Origin of the sequence: Streptomyces sp. 147326 (assembly GCF_045000215.1) — a bacterium.
GTDB lineage: Bacteria > Actinomycetota > Actinomycetes > Streptomycetales > Streptomycetaceae > Streptomyces.
This window is the reverse complement of the sequence record NZ_CP134201.1, coordinates 4,087,000-4,103,851: the sequence shown is the minus strand read 5'-3', so window position 1 is coordinate 4,103,851 and position 16,852 is coordinate 4,087,000. Positions and strand designations below refer to the sequence as shown.

The 16,852-nt window shown below is 72.6% G+C and carries 10 protein-coding genes; 9 read left to right on the top strand and 1 reads right to left on the bottom strand.

What is annotated here, in order from left to right; all coding sequences use genetic code 11:
• Positions 1–23 precede the first annotated feature (23 nt).
• Entirely contained in the window at positions 24–2,516 is a 2,493-nt protein-coding gene (locus tag RIU97_RS18350) for a DEAD/DEAH box helicase (protein WP_404958091.1), read from the bottom strand.
• An 81-nt stretch (positions 2,517–2,597) separates the two neighbouring features.
• On the opposite strand from RIU97_RS18350, the gene bldG reads away from it, so the two are divergent.
• The 9 genes from bldG to RIU97_RS18305 all read left to right on the top strand — a co-directional run bounded on the left by bldG (position 2,598) and on the right by RIU97_RS18305 (position 16,754).
• Entirely contained in the window at positions 2,598–2,939 is a 342-nt protein-coding gene (bldG, locus tag RIU97_RS18345) for an anti-sigma factor antagonist BldG (RefSeq protein ID WP_008743037.1), read from the top strand.
• Between the two features lie 122 nt (positions 2,940–3,061).
• On the top strand, positions 3,062–3,499 hold the full coding sequence (locus RIU97_RS18340; RefSeq protein ID WP_404958088.1) for an ATP-binding protein: 438 nt from the start codon (positions 3,062–3,064) through the stop codon (positions 3,497–3,499).
• A 258-nt stretch (positions 3,500–3,757) separates the two neighbouring features.
• The gene (locus RIU97_RS18335) at positions 3,758–6,160 is read left to right on the top strand and encodes a sodium-translocating pyrophosphatase (protein ID WP_404958086.1); all 2,403 of its coding nucleotides are present in this window, start codon (positions 3,758–3,760) and stop codon (positions 6,158–6,160) included.
• 163 nt (positions 6,161–6,323) lie between these two features.
• The gene (locus RIU97_RS18330; protein WP_404958084.1) at positions 6,324–6,887 is read left to right on the top strand and encodes a small secreted protein; all 564 of its coding nucleotides are present in this window, start codon (positions 6,324–6,326) and stop codon (positions 6,885–6,887) included.
• A 134-nt stretch (positions 6,888–7,021) separates the two neighbouring features.
• Positions 7,022–8,536: a methyltransferase gene (locus tag RIU97_RS18325; protein ID WP_404958082.1), complete on the top strand. Its 1,515-nt coding sequence runs from the start codon at positions 7,022–7,024 to the stop codon at positions 8,534–8,536.
• A gap of 113 nt (positions 8,537–8,649) precedes the next feature.
• On the top strand, positions 8,650–8,847 hold the full coding sequence (locus RIU97_RS18320) for a hypothetical protein (protein ID WP_404958080.1): 198 nt from the start codon (positions 8,650–8,652) through the stop codon (positions 8,845–8,847).
• A gap of 288 nt (positions 8,848–9,135) precedes the next feature.
• Positions 9,136–11,949 carry a type I DNA topoisomerase gene (gene topA / locus RIU97_RS18315; protein WP_404958078.1) on the top strand — a complete coding sequence of 938 codons (2,814 nt, stop codon included), beginning with the start codon at positions 9,136–9,138 and terminating at the stop codon, positions 11,947–11,949.
• A gap of 293 nt (positions 11,950–12,242) precedes the next feature.
• Positions 12,243–15,470, top strand: coding sequence for a dTMP kinase (gene tmk / locus RIU97_RS18310; protein ID WP_404958076.1), 3,228 nt, complete (start codon positions 12,243–12,245; stop codon positions 15,468–15,470).
• A gap of 72 nt (positions 15,471–15,542) precedes the next feature.
• A complete protein-coding gene (locus RIU97_RS18305) occupies positions 15,543–16,754 on the top strand; it encodes a DNA polymerase III subunit delta' (RefSeq protein ID WP_404958074.1) in 1,212 nt (403 codons plus the stop codon).
• Positions 16,755–16,852: the final 98 nt, after the last annotated feature.

Sequence of the window (16,852 nt, the reverse complement as noted above, 5' to 3'; positions counted from 1 at the left end):
GGCACAAGGGGCCGGGAGGGGCCTCAGGAGCCGTCAGGGCCCTGGTCAGCGCCCGGGGGCGGGGTCGGTGGGGATTCGGAGAGGAGGCGGGTGAGGAGGCGGATGGCACCGCGTTTGTGGAGGGGGTCGTTGCCGTTGCCGCACTTGGGGGACTGGATGCAGGAAGGGCAGCCGGCCTCGCACTCGCAGGCGGCGATCGCGTCGCGGGTCGCCGTCAGCCAGGCGGCGGCGGTGTGGAAGGCGCGCTCCGCGAAGCCGGCGCCGCCGGGGTGGCCGTCGTAGACGAAGACCGTGGGGAGGAGGGTGTCGGGATGCAGCGGCACGGAGACGCCGCCGATGTCCCAGCGGTCGCAGGTGGCGAACAGCGGCAGCATGCCGATGGAGGCGTGCTCGGCGGCGTGCAGGGCCCCGCCGAGGATCTCCGGGTTGATCCGGGCCTCGTCGAGCTGGTCCTCGGTCACCGTCCACCACACGGCCCGGGTGCGCAGGGTGCGGGGCGGCAGGTCGAGTTTGGTCTCGCCCAGGACCTCGCCGGTGATCAGTTTGCGGCGCAGGTAGGAGACGACCTGGTTGGTGACCTCGACGGAGCCGAAGCAGAGCCGGGCCGAGCCCCACGGGATCTCGGTCTCGGTCTCCAGGACGGAGATGGAGGTGGTGTCGCGGGCGGTGGTGGAGAAGGGCGGGCTGGCCTCCTCCACGAGGGCCGCCGAGTCCTCCAGGTCCAGGTGTTTCACGAGATAGGTGCGGCCCTGGTGGAGGTGGACGGCCCCGTCGTGGACGGCGGTGTGGGCGGCCGACTCGTCGACCGTGCCCAGCAGCCGGCCGGTGGAGGCTTCGACGATCTGCACGGGGCGGCCGCCGCCGCCCCGGATGTCGGTCAGGTCCGAGGCCCGTTCCCGGCGGGTCCAGTGCCAGGCGGTCGCACGGCGGCGCAGCAGCTTCGCCGCTTCGAGCTGGAGGAGGAGGTCCTTGGTCGCCGGGCCGAAGAGGTCCAGGTCGGAGTCCGTCAGCGGCAGCTCGGCCGCCGCCGCGCACAGGTGGGGGGCGAGGACGTACGGGTTGTCGGGGTCCAGGACGGTGGCTTCCACCGGACGGCGGAACAGCGCCTCGGGATGGTGGACGAGGTAGGTGTCCAGCGGGTCGTCGCGGGCGATCAGCACGGCCAGGGCGCCCTGGCCGGCGCGCCCGGCGCGGCCGGCCTGCTGCCACAGGGAGGCCCTCGTGCCCGGATAACCGGTGATCAGTACGGCGTCCAGCCCGGAGACGTCCACACCCAGCTCCAGGGCGGTCGTGGCGGCCAGTCCCAGCAGCTCGCCGGAGTGCAGGGCCCGCTCCAGGGCCCGGCGCTCCTCGGGCAGGTATCCGCCCCGGTAGGCCGCGACCCGCCGGGCCAGTGAGCGGTCCACCTCGGCGAGCCGCTCCTGGGCGATCACCGAGATCAGTTCGGCGCCGCGGCGGGAGCGGACGAAGGCGACCGTGCGGACCCCCTGGACCACCAGGTCGGTCAGCAGGTCGGCGGTCTCCGCGGTGGCCGTACGGCGTACGGGGGCACCCTTCTCGCCCCGCAGCTCGGTGAGCAGCGGCGGCTCCCACAGGGCGAAGACCACCTCGCCGCGCGGGGAGGCGTCGTCGGTGATCTCGATCACCCGTACGCCGGTCAGCCGGGACGCGGCGGCCGCGGGATCGCTGGCCGTGGCGGAGGCCAGCAGGAAGACCGGTTCGGAGCCGTAGCGGGCGCACAGCCGCCGCAGCCGACGCAGGACCTGTGCCACGTGGGAGCCGAATACCCCGCGGTAGGTGTGGCACTCGTCGATCACGACGTAGCGCAGGGCCCGCAGGAAGGAGGACCAGCGCGGGTGGGCCGGGAGGATCCCGCGGTGCAGCATGTCGGGGTTGGTCAGGACGTAGTTCGCGTACTGGCGCACCCATTCGCGTTCCTCGACGGGCGTGTCCCCGTCGTAGACGGCGGGGCGGACGGCGTTGCCCAGCGGGGCGGCCAGTTCCCGTACGGCGCGCCGCTGATCGGCCGCCAGGGCCTTGGTGGGGGCCAGGTACAGGGCGGTGGCGCCCCTGCCGTTCGGGGCCTCGGCACCGTCCGCGAGGGCGGAGAGCACGGGAGCGAGGTAGGCCAGGGACTTGCCCGAGGCGGTGCCGGTGGCCACGACCACGGACTCGCCGTCCAGGGCGTGCTCGGCCGCCGCGGCCTGGTGTTCCCACGGATGGTCGATGCCGGCGGCCTGGATCGCGGCTACGACATCCGTTCGGATGCGATCGGGCCAGACTGCATGACGGCCCGCCCGAGGGGGCAAGTGCTCCGTATGGGTGATGCGCGCAGCTCGGGAAGGCCCCCGTGACAGGCGGTCCAGGACCGTGCCGGGAGTGGGTTTTGGGTCCACGGGTGGCTTGGGCCGCCCGGGACCGTGAGTATTGGCCATTGGAACCGAGTGTGTCACCGGCGTGCGGGACAATGGTCCGAAGGCGTCGTGCGCGCCTGCCGGTAAGTGATTGAATGCCATCGCGGCAGCCAATCCCTCGCCCACCTTCGGGTGGGGAGGCCCCTAGGGGGCGCCGCTCGATAGCAAGGTGCTGGAGGATCCGTGGACCTGTCCCTGTCGACTCGCACTGTCGGCGACCGTACGGTCGTGGAGGTCGGTGGCGAGATTGATGTGTATACCGCGCCCAAGCTGCGCGAGCAGTTGGTCGAGTTGGTGAACGACGGCAGCTACCACCTGGTTGTCGACATGGAGCGAGTGGACTTCCTCGACTCCACCGGACTTGGTGTGCTCGTGGGAGGTCTCAAGCGCGTCCGTGCGCACGAGGGTTCGCTGCGCCTGGTGTGCAATCAGGAGCGCATCCTGAAGATCTTCCGCATCACCGGTCTGACCAAGGTGTTCCCGATCCACACCACGGTGGAAGACGCCGTCAACGCCACCGACTGACGGCTCCAGGCGGCCCCCGGCAGCCTCCGGGCGGCCGGGAGCCGGCAAGGAGAGCGGGGGTACCGGGCCATGGATGGCCCGGGCCCCTGTCAAGGCACGCCCGTAGTCCGAGGGGGACGCGCATGGCCACCGTTGAACTGCGCTTCAGCGCCCAGCCCGAACACGTCCGGACGGCCCGCCTGGTCGCGGCCGCCGTGGCGCGCCGGGCCGGTGTCGAGGAAGCCGTCCTCGACGAGGTCCGCCTCGCCGTGGGCGAGGCCTGCTCGCGTGCCGTCGGACTCCATCGCAGCAACGGCCTGACCGCGCCCGTCCGGGTGGTTCTGACCGAGGAGGACAAGACGTTCTCCATCGAGGTCGGCGACGAGGTTCCGGGACCGGCCGGCGGCGCCGATGCCGTGTCCGGCCTCGAGGCCGCCCTGGACCCCGACGCCGACACCGAGGACGAGATGGGGCTCGCCGTGATCAGCGGGCTCGTCGACGACGTCGAGGTGACCAGTGGGGAATCGGGCGGGACCATCCGGATGAGCTGGCCCGTCTCCGGGTCCTCCGACCTTCCCTGAGGTCCACCGGGCGCCGTCGCCCTTCATATCTTCCGATCTTTATCAAGGCCCTGCTGAGCAGGGCCTTTTTCATTTCCCTAGATCAATGACCGGACGTCAATGCCTTTGCCCCATTACCACTTTCGAGGGTAATGGAGTGACGCGATCTATTGCTGAGGAGCAAGAGCACGCCAATTGCGTTTCCTGCGCACTGTTTTGATCGGGGTGAGCTCCCTACAATCCGTCCACATCTTGAGCTCATCACGTCAAGGAGGACGAATGACGGGGCTCTTCACCCCTATCGCGCCGGATCGCACCACAGATCTGGCATCCGCAGTACTCACCGATGACAATCGGCTCATCGTGATCGTCATTGCGGCCGTGGCACTCGCCGCACTCGTCGTCGCGCAGATCCTGGTCCGCCAGGTCCTCGCGGCCGACGAGGGAACCGACAGCATGAAGAAGATCGCCGCGGCCGTCCAGGAAGGCGCCAACGCCTACCTCGGCCGGCAGCTGCGCACCCTCGGCGTCTTCGCCGTCGTGGTCTTCTTCCTGCTCTTCCTGCTCCCCGCCGACGACTGGTCGCAGCGGAGCGGGCGGTCCGCCTTCTTCCTCGTGGGCGCCCTCTTCTCGGCCGCCACCGGCTACATCGGCATGCGTCTGGCGGTCCGCGCCAACGTCCGCGTCGCCGCCGCCGCACGCGAGGCCACCCCGGCCGAGGGAGAGCCCGCCAAGGACCTGACCGAGGTCTCCCACAAGGCGATGAAGATCGCCTTCCGCACGGGCGGCGTCGTCGGCATGTTCACCGTCGGACTCGGCCTGCTCGGCGCCTCCTGCGTCGTGCTGGTCTATGCCGCCGACGCCCCCAAGGTCCTGGAGGGCTTCGGCCTCGGCGCCGCCCTGATCGCGATGTTCATGCGCGTGGGCGGCGGAATCTTCACCAAGGCCGCCGACGTCGGCGCCGACCTGGTCGGCAAGGTCGAGCAGGGCATTCCGGAGGACGACCCGCGCAATGCCGCGACCATCGCCGACAACGTGGGCGACAACGTCGGAGACTGCGCCGGAATGGCGGCCGACCTCTTCGAGTCCTACGCCGTCACCCTCGTGGCGGCGCTCATCCTCGGCAAGGCGGCCTTCGGCGACCTGGGCCTGGCCTTCCCGCTGATCGTCCCCGCGATCGGCGTGATCACCGCCATGATCGGCATCTTCGCGGTCTCCCCGCGCCGGTCCGACCGCAGCGGCATGACCGCCATCAACCGCGGCTTCTTCATCTCCGCCGTGATCTCCCTGGCGCTGGTCGCGATCGCCGTCTACGCCTATCTGCCGGCCACCTACAAGGAGCTGGTCGGCGTCGAGAACCCGGCGATCACCAACCACTCCGGTGACCCGCGCATCCTGGCCGTCGTCGCCGTCGCCATCGGCATCGTGCTCGCGGCCCTGATCCAGCAGCTGACCGGCTACTTCACCGAGACCAACCGGCGCCCCGTCCGGGACATCGGCAAGTCCTCCCTGACCGGCGCGGCCACCGTCGTCCTCGCCGGCATCTCCGTCGGCCTGGAGTCGGCGGTCTACACGGCCCTGCTCATCGCCCTCGGCGTCTACGGGGCGTTCCTGCTCGGCGGTACGTCGATCCTGCTCGCGCTCTTCGCGGTGGCCCTGGCCGGCACCGGCCTGCTCACCACCGTCGGCGTCATCGTCGCCATGGACACCTTCGGGCCCGTCTCCGACAACGCCCAGGGCATCGCCGAGATGTCCGGCGACGTCGAGGGCGCCGGTGCGCAGGTCCTGACCGACCTGGACGCCGTGGGCAACACCACCAAGGCCATCACCAAGGGCATCGCGATCGCCACGGCCGTGCTCGCGGCGGCCGCGCTCTTCGGCTCGTACAACGACGCGATCGCCACCGCGGTCAGGGAAGTCGGTGCCAAGGCCGGGGAGATGAACCTCAGCCTGGACATCGCACAGCCCAACAACCTGGTCGGCCTGATCCTGGGCGCGGCGGTCGTGTTCCTGTTCTCCGGCCTCGCCATCAACGCGGTCTCCCGCTCCGCGGGCGCCGTGGTCTACGAGGTGCGCCGCCAGTTCCGCGAGCACCCCGGGATCATGGACTACACCGAGAAGCCCGAGTACGGGCGCGTCGTCGACATCTGCACCAAGGACGCGCTGCGCGAGCTCGCCACCCCCGGCCTGCTCGCCGTCCTCACCCCGATCGCCGTCGGCTTCTCCCTCGGCGTGGGCGCGCTCGGCTCCTTCCTCGCCGGCGCCATCGGCACGGGCACGCTGATGGCGGTCTTCCTCGCCAACTCCGGTGGCGCGTGGGACAACGCGAAGAAGCTCGTCGAGGACGGCCACCACGGCGGCAAGGGCAGTGAGGCTCACGCCGCGGTCGTCATCGGCGACACGGTCGGCGACCCGTTCAAGGACACCGCCGGTCCCGCGATCAACCCGCTGCTCAAGGTCATGAACCTGGTGGCGCTGCTGATCGCACCCGCCGTCGTGCAGTTCAGCTACGGCCCGGACACCAACCCGACCGTGCGGGCGATCGTCGCGGTCCTCGCGATCGCCGTCATCATCGGCGCGGTGTACGTCTCCAAGCGCCGCGGCATCGCCGTCGGCGACGAGACCGAGGGCGGAGCCGCCGAGCGGGTGGCCCAGCAGGCCGACCCCGCGACGGTCTCCTGACCCGAGGTCCCGGCAGCAGGACGGGCCGGGCCGGGCAGGGCCGGCCGTACGCCCGAAGGGCGGACAGGCAGCGCGGACTGACGCGCCGTCTGTCCGCCTTTGTGCGTGCCCGGATGGGAGGCGTGTATCTTCCGGGCCGAGAGCCTTCGAAGGGACCAATCCGGTGAACAAGAACCTTGCGGCCGCGTTGTCGGGCGGTGCGGTGCTGATGCTCGTCCTGTCCGGCTGCGGCGGGGACGACGGCGACGAGAAGGCCAACGCGTGGGCCAAGAAGGTCTGCGACCAGTGGCAGCCAGAACTCAAGAAGATCGAGACCGCCAACGCGGACATCAAGCGCGTGGCGACGGAGAGCAGTAAGCCCGACGAGGTCAAGCAGACGGACTCGGCGGCGTTCGCGACCATGTCGGAGTCGTACAAGACCATGGGGACCGCCCTGCAGTCGGCGGGAGTTCCGCCGGTCAAGGACGGCGCGGCGACCCAGGAAGCGGCCGCCAAGGGCTTCGAGGCGACGGCCAAGGGTTACGCCGACCTGAAGGCGAAGATGGACGCCCTCGACCCGCAGGACCAGACGAAGTTCGCCGACGGCCTCAAGGAGGTCGCGGGCGGTCTCCAGGAGGCGACGAAGGGCGGTCAGGACGCGCTCGCCACGCTCAACGCGGGGGGCCTGGACAAGGCGATCAACGGCCAGAAGGGCTGTCAGGTCGCGGCGTCGGCCTCGCCCAAGTAGCTCGCCCAAGTAGCTCGCCCACGCAGGGCGGCCGATCAGGGCGGCCGGGGTCCCGGAAGGGGCCGCGGCCGCCCTTTCGCGCGTACGGGCCCGGGCTGATCGGCAGGACGGGCCCCAGCGGACACAATGGACGCGTGAGTAACACCAGCCTTCCCACGCCCGACCACGCCGCCGAACTCCGCAGCGCCCTGCTGGCCGCCGGCTTCACCGCCGACGGGCTGCTCGACCTGCTCGGCGCCCCCGCCTACGCCGCGCTGGCCCGCAGTGAGACGGTCCCCGCCCTGCGCGCCACCCGTGGCCGCGGCGACGGCCCGCTCGCGAGCCTGGTCCGGCTGTTCCTCCTCCAGCAGCCCGAGGCGTACGTGCACGCCGCGGCCGCGCTGCCCGTCGACGTGGCCCTGGCCGACGGCTGGCTCCGGATGGAGGGCGATGAGGTGCACGCCACCGTCGACGTGCGTCCGTACGGCGGCCCGGACGGCGAGGACTGGTTCATCGTCTCCGACCTCGGCTGCGCCGTCGGCGGGGCGGGCGGGATCGGCAGCCGCGAGGAGGGCGTGGTCCTCGGCGTCGGCGGTGCCTCCACCACCCTGGCCGGGATCACCGTCCGCACCCCGGTCGGCTCGGCCCTCGACGTCGGCACCGGATCGGGCATCCAGGCACTGCACGCCGCCCGGCACGCCACCCGGGTCACCGCCACCGACGTCAACCCCCGGGCCCTGGAATTCACCCGTCTGACGCTGGCCCTGTCCGGCGCCCCGGAGGCCGAGCTGCTCACCGGGTCCCTCTTCGAACCGGTGGGCGAGGCGACGTACGACCTGATCGTGTCGAACCCGCCGTTCGTGATCTCCCCCGGCGCCCGGCTGACGTACCGGGACGGCGGCATGGGTGGCGACGACCTGTGCCGGACGCTGGTCCAGGAGGCCGGAGCACGGCTCAACCCGGGCGGGTACGCGCAGTTCCTCGGCAACTGGCAGCACGTCGAGGGCGAGGACTGGCGCGACCGGCTGCGCTCCTGGGTGCCGCGGGGCTGCGACGCCTGGATCGTGCAGCGTGACGTGCAGGACGTGACGCAGTACGCGGAGCTGTGGCTGCGTGACGCGGGCGACCACCGGACCGAACCCGAAGAGTACGCGCGGCGCTACGAGGACTGGCTGGACGAGTTCGAGGCCCGCGGGACCAGGTCCGTCGGCTTCGGCTGGATCACCTTGCGCCGGTCGGACGCCGCCGAGCCCTCGATCGTGGTCGAGGAGTGGCCGCACACGGTGGAGCAGCCGCTCGGCGAGGCGGTGCTCGCCCACTTCGCCCGCCAGGACTACCTGCGGGAGCACGACGACGCCGCCCTGCTGGAGGCCTACTTCGTGCTGGCCGAGGAAGTCGTGCAGGAGCAGGTCGGCGCGCCCGGCGCGGAGGACCCGGAGCACGTCGTGCTCCGGCAGAACCGCGGGATGCGGCGCGCCACCAAGGTCGACACGGTCGGCGCGGGCTTCGCCGGAGTGTGTGACGGCTCACTCACCGCGGGCCGGATCCTGGACGCGATCGCGCAGCTGGTGCAGGAGGACCCGGTGGTGCTGCGGGACCGGACTCCGGAGGCGATCCGGTTGCTGGTCGAGCAGGGCTTCCTGGAGCCGGCGCAGGGCCCCGCGCGGTAGCGGCACCGGGATGTAACCCGGCGTTCGCCCGGTGTACCCCCGGGGCTGGCAGTCTCCTGCGCAGCGGGTTCCGGGGGGAATCCCGAGAGTGGCCCGGGGGTAAGGGGAGCGGCGTGGAAAGCGGTCCGGCGATCTTCGCGGCGGCCGTGTTCCTGCTGTTCGGGGCCGCTCTGCTGGTCTGGACGGGGGCGCGCGCCCTGCACCGCGAGCCGGTGGCCGAGGGCGTGCGCCCCGTCGTGGCGGTCCCCCTGCTCCTGCTCGCCGGCGGGGGCTCGCTGGCCCTCGGGGCGTGGTGCCTCGCCCGGCTCTGACACCGGAGTGCGAGGGTTCCGTACGAGGGCCCGGTCCGGCCCCGATCGGGCCGCGAAAGCCGACGTGGGACGGGGTGCGGGAGCGGGGCCAGACGGCCCGGCGGCCACCCTGCCCGGTGATCGGCAACGCTCCGGCGCGGCATCCGGGCGGCAGAAACGGCACTTGTCGGGTTACCGTTCGAGTGGCCGTTGCGGGCTTCTGCCGTTTGACACGGGGGCGGGTTGTACCGTCACACTCCGCAGCGTCGCCGTACTGCGACCGAGTGCCGACCGGAGAGAAGAGCCAAGTTGTCCCCGACTAGCGAGACCGCAAAGGGCGGCCGCCGACTCGTCATCGTCGAGTCCCCAGCCAAGGCGAAGACGATCAAGGGCTACCTCGGCCCGGGATACGTCGTCGAGGCGAGCGTCGGGCACATCCGCGACCTCCCGAACGGCGCGGCCGAGGTTCCCGACAAGTACACCGGCGAGGTCCGCCGTCTCGGCGTGGACGTCGAGCACGACTTCGCGCCCATCTACGTCGTCAACGCCGACAAGAAGGCCCAGGTCAGGAAGCTCAAGGAGCTGCTGGCCGAGTCCGACGAACTCTTCCTCGCCACCGATGAGGACCGCGAGGGCGAAGCCATCGCGTGGCACCTGCAGGAAGTCCTCAAGCCCAAGGTCCCCGTCCACCGGATGGTCTTCCACGAGATCACCAAGGACGCGATCCGCGACGCCGTCGCCAACCCGCGCGAGCTGAACCAGCGCATGGTCGACGCCCAGGAGACCCGGCGCATCCTCGACCGCCTCTACGGCTACGAGGTCTCGCCGGTCCTGTGGAAGAAGGTCATGCCGCGGCTGTCGGCCGGCCGCGTCCAGTCCGTGGCCACCCGCCTCGTCGTCGAGCGGGAGCGCGAGCGCATCGCCTTCCGCTCCGCCGAGTACTGGGACCTGACCGGAACCTTCTCCACCGGGCGTGCCGGTGACGCGTCCGACCCCTCGACGCTGGTCGCCCGCCTGAACACGGTGGACGGCAAGCGCGTGGCGCAGGGCCGCGACTTCGGCTCGAACGGGCAGCTCAAGAGCGAGGTGCTGCACCTCGACGAGGCGAACGCCCGGGCGCTCGCCGCCGCGCTGGCGGACACCTCGTTCGCCGTCCGGTCGGTCGAGTCCAAGCCGTACCGCCGTTCTCCGTACGCCCCCTTCCGTACGACGACGCTCCAGCAGGAGGCCTCGCGCAAGCTGGGCTTCGGTGCGAAGGCGACGATGCAGGTGGCGCAGAAGCTGTACGAGAACGGCTTCATCACCTACATGCGTACCGACTCCACCACGCTGTCCGACACCGCGGTGTCGGCGGCGCGGGCGCAGGTCACGCAGCTCTACGGGGCCGACTACCTGCCGGAGAAGCCGCGCGTCTACGCCGGCAAGGTCAAGAACGCGCAGGAGGCGCACGAGGCGATCCGGCCTTCGGGTGATCGTTTCCGCACGCCGGCCGAGACGGGTCTGACCGGCGACCAGTTCCGCCTGTACGAGCTGATCTGGAAGCGGACCGTCGCCTCCCAGATGAAGGACGCGGTCGGCAACAGCGTCACCGTCAAGATCGGCGGCCGCGCCTCGGACGGGCGCGACGCCGAGTTCACCGCCTCCGGCAAGACGATCACCTTCCACGGCTTCATGAAGGCGTACGTCGAGGGCGCGGACGACCCGAACGCCGAGCTCGACGACCGCGAGAAGCGGCTGCCGCAGGTCGCGGAGGGCGACGCGCTCGCCGCCGAGGAGATCACGGCGGACGGGCACTCGACCAAGCCGCCGGCCCGCTACACCGAGGCCTCGCTGGTCAAGGAGCTCGAAGAGCGCGAGATCGGCCGCCCGTCGACGTACGCGTCGATCATCGGCACGATCCTCGACCGCGGCTACGTCTTCAAGAAGGGCACGGCGCTCGTGCCGTCCTTCCTGTCGTTCGCCGTGGTGAACCTGCTGGAGACGCACTTCGGCCGGCTCGTCGACTACGACTTCACCGCGAAGATGGAGGACGACCTCGACCGCATCGCGCGGGGCGAGGCCCAGTCCGTGCCGTGGCTGAAGCGGTTCTACTTCGGCTCGGAGGACGCGACCGAGGTCGTGCCGGCCGACGGGGACCACCTCGGCGGTCTGAAGGAGCTGGTCACGGACCTGGGCGCGATCGACGCCCGGGAGATCTCCTCCTTCCCGGTCGGCGAGGGCATCGTGCTGCGGGTCGGCCGCTACGGGCCGTACGTGGAGCGGGGCGAGAAGGACGCGGAGGGCCACCAGCGGGCCGACGTACCGGACGACATGGCTCCGGACGAGCTGACGGTCGAGTACGCGGAGGAGCTGTTCGCGAAGCCGAGCGGCGAGTTCGAGCTCGGCAAGGACCCGGTCAGCGGCAACCAGATCGTCGCCAAGGACGGCCGCTACGGGCCGTACGTGACGGAGATCCTGCCCGAGGGCACGCCGAAGACGGGCAAGAACGCGGTCAAGCCGCGCACGGCCTCGCTCTTCAAGTCGATGTTCCTGGACACGGTGACCCTGGACGACGCGCTGAAGCTGATGTCGCTGCCGCGCGTGGTCGGCGCGGACGCGGAGGGCGTGGAGATCACGGCCCAGAACGGCCGCTACGGCCCGTACCTGAAGAAGGGCACGGACTCGCGGTCCCTGGAGACCGAGGACCAGCTCTTCTCGATCACGCTGGACGAGGCGCTCGCGATCTACGCGCAGCCGAAGCAGCGGGGCCGCGCCGCGGCCAAGCCGCCGCTGAAGGAACTGGGCACGGACCCGGTGAGCGAGAAGCCGGTGGTCGTCAAGGACGGCCGCTTCGGGCCGTACGTGACGGACGGCGAGACGAACGCGACGCTGCGGCGGGACGACGAAGTCGAGACGATCACGCCGGAGCGGGGCTACGAGCTGCTCGCGGAGAAGCGCGCGAAGGGCCCGGCCAAGAAGACCGCGAAGAAGGCCCCCGCCAAGAAGGCCCCGGCGAAGAAGGCGACGGCGACGAAGACCGCTGCCGCGAAGAAGACGACGGCGGCCAAGAAGACGACCGCCAAGAAGACGGTGGCGAAGAAGACGGTCGCCAAGAAGGCGGCCGCGGCCCCTGCGGACGAGTAGTCGCTCCGAAACCCCGAGAGCCCCGTGCCCGGCACGGGGCTCTCGGGGTTTCGGCCCTGCCGGGCTGCCTTCAGCCCCACCGGCGTTTGAGGCGCGGGGGCTCGGGGGCTCGGGGGCGGAGCCCCCTGGGGTCCGTCCCCCCGGACGGAGTCTGGGGCAGGCGCTGCACCCAGCCGACGGGCGCTCCCGGGGTCCGGGTCCGGGGCGGAGCCCCGGGAAGGTGGGTCAGGGGTCACACCCGGCCTTGTCCACAGGCTTCCGCACCCGCCAAGCGCAGCGGATAGGCTGGGCGGATGACGCGAGCCGAGCAGCCAACGGTCGTGACCGCCCCGGCGAACCCCACCTACGACGAAGCCCTAGCCGCGGATTCCCGCGAGCGTGCGGTGCGCGCACTGCTGCGCACCCCCAGGCTGCGCCGGCTGTGGAGCGCCCAGCTGGTGAGCGGCATCGGAGATGCCCTCGCCCTGCTGGTGCTGGTGCTGCTGGCCCTTCAGGCCGCGGCCTCGGAAGGGGCCTTCGGCGGCGGATACCGCGGTGCGGCCCTCGCCGTGGCCGCCGTCTTCGGGGTCCGGATCCTCGCCACCCTGCTCTTCGGCGCGGTCCTCCTCGGCCCGCTCGCCGGGCTCGTGGGCTCCGGCGGCAAGCTGGACCGCCGCTGGACGATGATCGGGGCCGACGGGGTCCGCCTCGGGCTCTTCGTCGTCGCCCCGCTTTGGCTCGACTGGATCCCGGCCCACGCGCTCACCGCGCTGCTGGCCACCGTCTTCGTCGCCGGCGCCGCCGAGCGGCTGTGGACCCTGGCCAAGGAAAGCGCGGCGCCCGCGCTGCTGCCCGCGCCGCCGCCGGAGGGGGCGACCGTACGGCCGCTCCCGGACCACCTGGACGCGCTGCGCCGGCTGACCCTGCGTACGGCCTTCGCGGCGCTCCCCATCGCCGCGGCCGCGCTGCTCGCCGCGACCCTGGTCGGCAAGGCGCTCGGCCTCGGCGTGGACTGGTTCGCCGCCAACCAGGCCGCCCTCGGCTCGTACGTGGCCTCCGGCCTCTTCGCCGCGTCGGTCTCGCTGCTGCTGCCGCTGGTACTGCCCACCGCGGCGACCCCGCGCCCGCGCTCTCCGCTGGAGGGCCTGCGCGCCCCCAAGGCGGGCGACCGGCCCGACAAGGGCCGTACGGGCGCCATCCCCCTGCTGGTCCTGAGCTGCGCCGCGGTCGCCGGAGCGGTGTCCTGCGCCGTCGCCGTGGCCGTGCTGCACGCCTTCGACCTGGGCGGCGGCCCTGCCGCGTTCGCGCTGTTCGTCCTCACGCTGGTCGGCGGCACCGCCGCCGGCATCCGCGCCACCCAGGCCGGCAAGGTGCTGCCCGGCCTGTCCCGGCGCAGGCTGCTGGCCCTCGCCATAGCGGTGACCGGCCTGGCGCTGCTGCTGACCGGCCTCGTCCCGGACATGGCGACCGTGCTGTTCCTCTCGCTGCTCGCCGGCCTCTCCGCGGGCGTCGCCGCCAACGCCGGCCACACGCTGCTGGACCAGGAGACCGAGGAGTTCCGCCGGGCCCGGGCCACCGAGCACCTCCAGGCGGTCGTGCGGGTGGCCGTGGCCATCGGCGCCGTCGCCGCCCCGGTCCTGGCCGCGGCGATCGGCCCGCACCGGCTGACCGGCGCCGAGGTCGTCTTCGCGCACGGCGGCGCCGCCTTCACCCTGATGCTCGTCGGCGCCCTGCTGCTGCCGGTCGCCGTCGTGGTGCTCACCAAGGCCGACGACCGCAGCGGCGTACCCCTGCGGCGTGACCTGCGCGAGGCGCTGCGCGGCGGGGAACCGGTGCAGGCCGCGTCCGCCACCGGATTCTTCATCGCCCTGGAGGGCGGCGACGGAGCCGGCAAGTCCACCCAGGTCGAGGCCCTGGCCTCTTGGATACGGGGCAAGGGCCACGAGGTCGTCGTGACCCGCGAGCCGGGGGCGACCCCCGTGGGCAAGCGGCTCCGCTCGATCCTGCTCGACGTGTCCTCCGCCGGACTCTCGAACCGCGCCGAGGCGCTGCTGTACGCCGCCGACCGGGCGGAACACGTGGACACCGTGGTGCGCCCGGCCCTGGAGCGCGGCGCGGTCGTCATCTCGGACCGCTACATCGACTCCTCGGTGGCCTACCAGGGCGCCGGCCGCGACCTCTCCCCGACCGAGATCGCCCGGATCTCGCGCTGGGCGACCGACGGGCTCGTCCCGAACCTGACCGTGCTGCTCGACGTGTCGCCGGAGGCGGCGCGCGAGCGGTTCACGGAGGCGCCGGACCGGCTGGAGTCGGAGCCGGCGGAGTTCCACCAGCGGGTGCGGTCCGGATTCCTGACGCTCGCCGCGTCCGACCCCGGGCGCTACCTCGTGGTCGACGCGGGCCAGGACCCGGACTCGGTGACCACCGTCGTACGGCACCGCCTGGACCGGATGCTCCCGCTCTCCGAAGCCGAGGTGGCCGCCCAGGCGGAGGCCCGGCGCCTCGCCGAGGAGGAGGCACGGCGCAAGGCCGAGGAAGAGGCGGCCCGCAAGGCGGAGGAAGCGCGGCTCCGGGCCGAGGAAGAGGCCCGGCTGGCCCGCGAGGCCGAGGAAGCACGGATCAAGGCCGAGGCGGAGGCCGCGCGCCTGGCCGCCGAGGAGCGCCGGCGCGCCGAGGAGGAGGCCCGGGCCCGGGCCGAGGCCGAGCGGCTGCGCGCGGAGGCCGAGGAGAAGGCACGTGCGGCGGAGGCCGAGCGGCTGCGCCGGCAGGCCGAGGAGGAGGCCCGGCTGCGGGCCGAGGCCGAGGAGCGGCGGCTGGAGAAGCAGCGGCGGGCCGAGGAGGCCCTGCTGAAGGCCGAGGAGGCGCGCCGGCTGGTGGAGGCCGCGTCGGCTGAGGCGGCGGCGAAGGCCGCTGCCGCCGCTGCTGCCGCGGCGGAGACGGCTGCGGTTTCGGCGGCTGCTCCGGCCCCGGCGGCTCCCGCGCCTGCTCCTGCCCCTGCGCCCGCGCCCGCCCCCGCTCCCAAGGTGGGCATGACGAAGGAACCGCACCCGGACGACGCCGTGACGGTCGAGACCCCGGTGGTCAAGCGGGTCGTCCAGCCGGACGACGTCACCCAGACGGTCCCGATGCCGAAGGCCGACCCGGCGTCCGCAGCGGAGACGGCGGTACTGCCGCCGGTCCGCCCGGCCGACGAGACGGCCGTGCTGCCGCCGGTCCGCCCGGCGGCCGCCCCGCAGGGCGGCGGCACCGGCTCGGGTACCGGTACCGGTCGGGCCCGGTCCGCTTCGCGGCCGACGGCCCAGCGCCCCCAGGAGAACCCGGCCGACCGGGTGCCGTCGGGCATCTTCCGGGACTCGGCCGACGACAGGACGCGGGAGCTCCCCGTGGTCGGCGAGGACGGCCGGCCGCAGCGGCCGCGCCCTGACTGGGCCGAGGAGACCCCGCTGGACGATCTGCCGACGCTGGCGGATGAACTGCTGGGCCGCCACCGGGACGACGATGACGGCGACGAGGGCGAACGAGGACCGCGCCGCCGCCGCTGACCTCGGTGGGGACGGGATTGTCGGTGGCGCCCGCCACAATGGGTGCACGGAGAGTGAAAGGTGGTGGGCGGGATGCCCGTATGGGACGACCTGGTGGGACAGGAGCGGGTCCAGACGCAGCTGGCCGCCGCCGCCCGCGACGCCGACGCCCAGGTCACGGCCATCACGAATGGGACCGCCCCGCCCGCGGCGTCCAGGATGACCCATGCCTGGCTGTTCACCGGCCCGCCCGGATCCGGGCGGGTCACCGCCGCCCGGGCCTTCGCGGCCGCCCTGCAGTGCACCAGTCCCGACCGCGCCCTCGGCGGTGAGCCGGGCTGCGGGTTCTGCGACGGCTGCCACACCACGATGGTCGGCACGCACGCGGACGTCTCCACCGTCGTCGCGGACGGCAGCCAGATCCTCGTGGCCGACATGCGGGACACCGTCCGCAAGTCCTACACGTCCCCCGCCACGGGCCGCTGGCAGATCATCCTGGTCGAGGACGCCGAGCGGCTGAACGAGAAGTCCGCCAACGCGGTCCTCAAGGCCGTGGAGGAGCCCGCGCCCCGCACGGTCTGGCTGCTGTGCTCGCCCTCCGTGGAGGACGTGCTGCCCACCATCCGCTCCCGCTGCCGCCACCTCAACCTCAGCACCCCCTCGGTCGCGGCCGTCGCCGACATGCTGGTGCGGCGGGACGGCATCGAGCCGTCGGTGGCCCTGGCCGCCGCCAGGGCCACCCAGGGGCACGTCGACCGCGCCCGTCGGCTGGCCACCGACGAGGAGGCCCGGGAGCGCAGGGCGACGGTCCTGAAGCTCCCGCTCCGGGTGGACGACATCGGAGCCTGCCTCAAGGCCGCGCAGGAGCTGGTGGACGCGGCCAACGAGGACGCCAAGCAGGTGGCCGAGGAGGTCGACACCAAGGAGACCGAGGAGCTGCGGGCCGCGCTCGGCGCCGGAGCGGGCGCCGGCAGCCGGATGCCGCGCGGCACGGCGGGCTTGATGAAGGAGCTGGAGGACCGGCAGAAGCGCCGTCGCACCCGCACCCAGCGCGACACCCTCGCCCTGGCGCTGACTGACCTCACCGGCTTCTACCGGGACGTCCTGGCCCTGCAGCTCGGCTCGTCCGTGGCGATCGCCAATGAGGAGATACGGCAGGACCTCGACCGGGTCGCGCGGGCCTCGGGCCCCGAGCGGACCCTGCGCCGGATCGAGGCGATCATCGCCTGCGGGGAAGCCATCGACCGCAACGTGGCCCCCCTCCTCGCGGTCGAGGCGATGACGATGTCGCTGCGCGCGGGCTGACCACCGCCTGACCACCGCCTGGCCACCGGCTGGCCGCCGCCCGGGTCCACACCCGGTTGACGGGCTCACCCGTATGGGCGGACCGGCCGCCGGGGCCG

Bases quoted from the DNA above. Each gene is read 5' to 3' on its own strand.
- RIU97_RS18350 (WP_404958091.1), bottom strand. From the start codon at position 2,516: ATGGCATTCAATCACTTACCGGCAGGCGCGCACGACGCCTTCGGACCA.
- RIU97_RS18340 (WP_404958088.1), top strand. From the start codon at position 3,062: ATGGCCACCGTTGAACTGCGCTTCAGCGCCCAGCCCGAACACGTCCGG.
- RIU97_RS18335 (WP_404958086.1), top strand. From the start codon at position 3,758: ATGACGGGGCTCTTCACCCCTATCGCGCCGGATCGCACCACAGATCTG.
- tmk (WP_404958076.1), top strand. From the start codon at position 12,243: ATGACGCGAGCCGAGCAGCCAACGGTCGTGACCGCCCCGGCGAACCCC.
- RIU97_RS18305 (WP_404958074.1), top strand. From the start codon at position 15,543: ATGCCCGTATGGGACGACCTGGTGGGACAGGAGCGGGTCCAGACGCAG.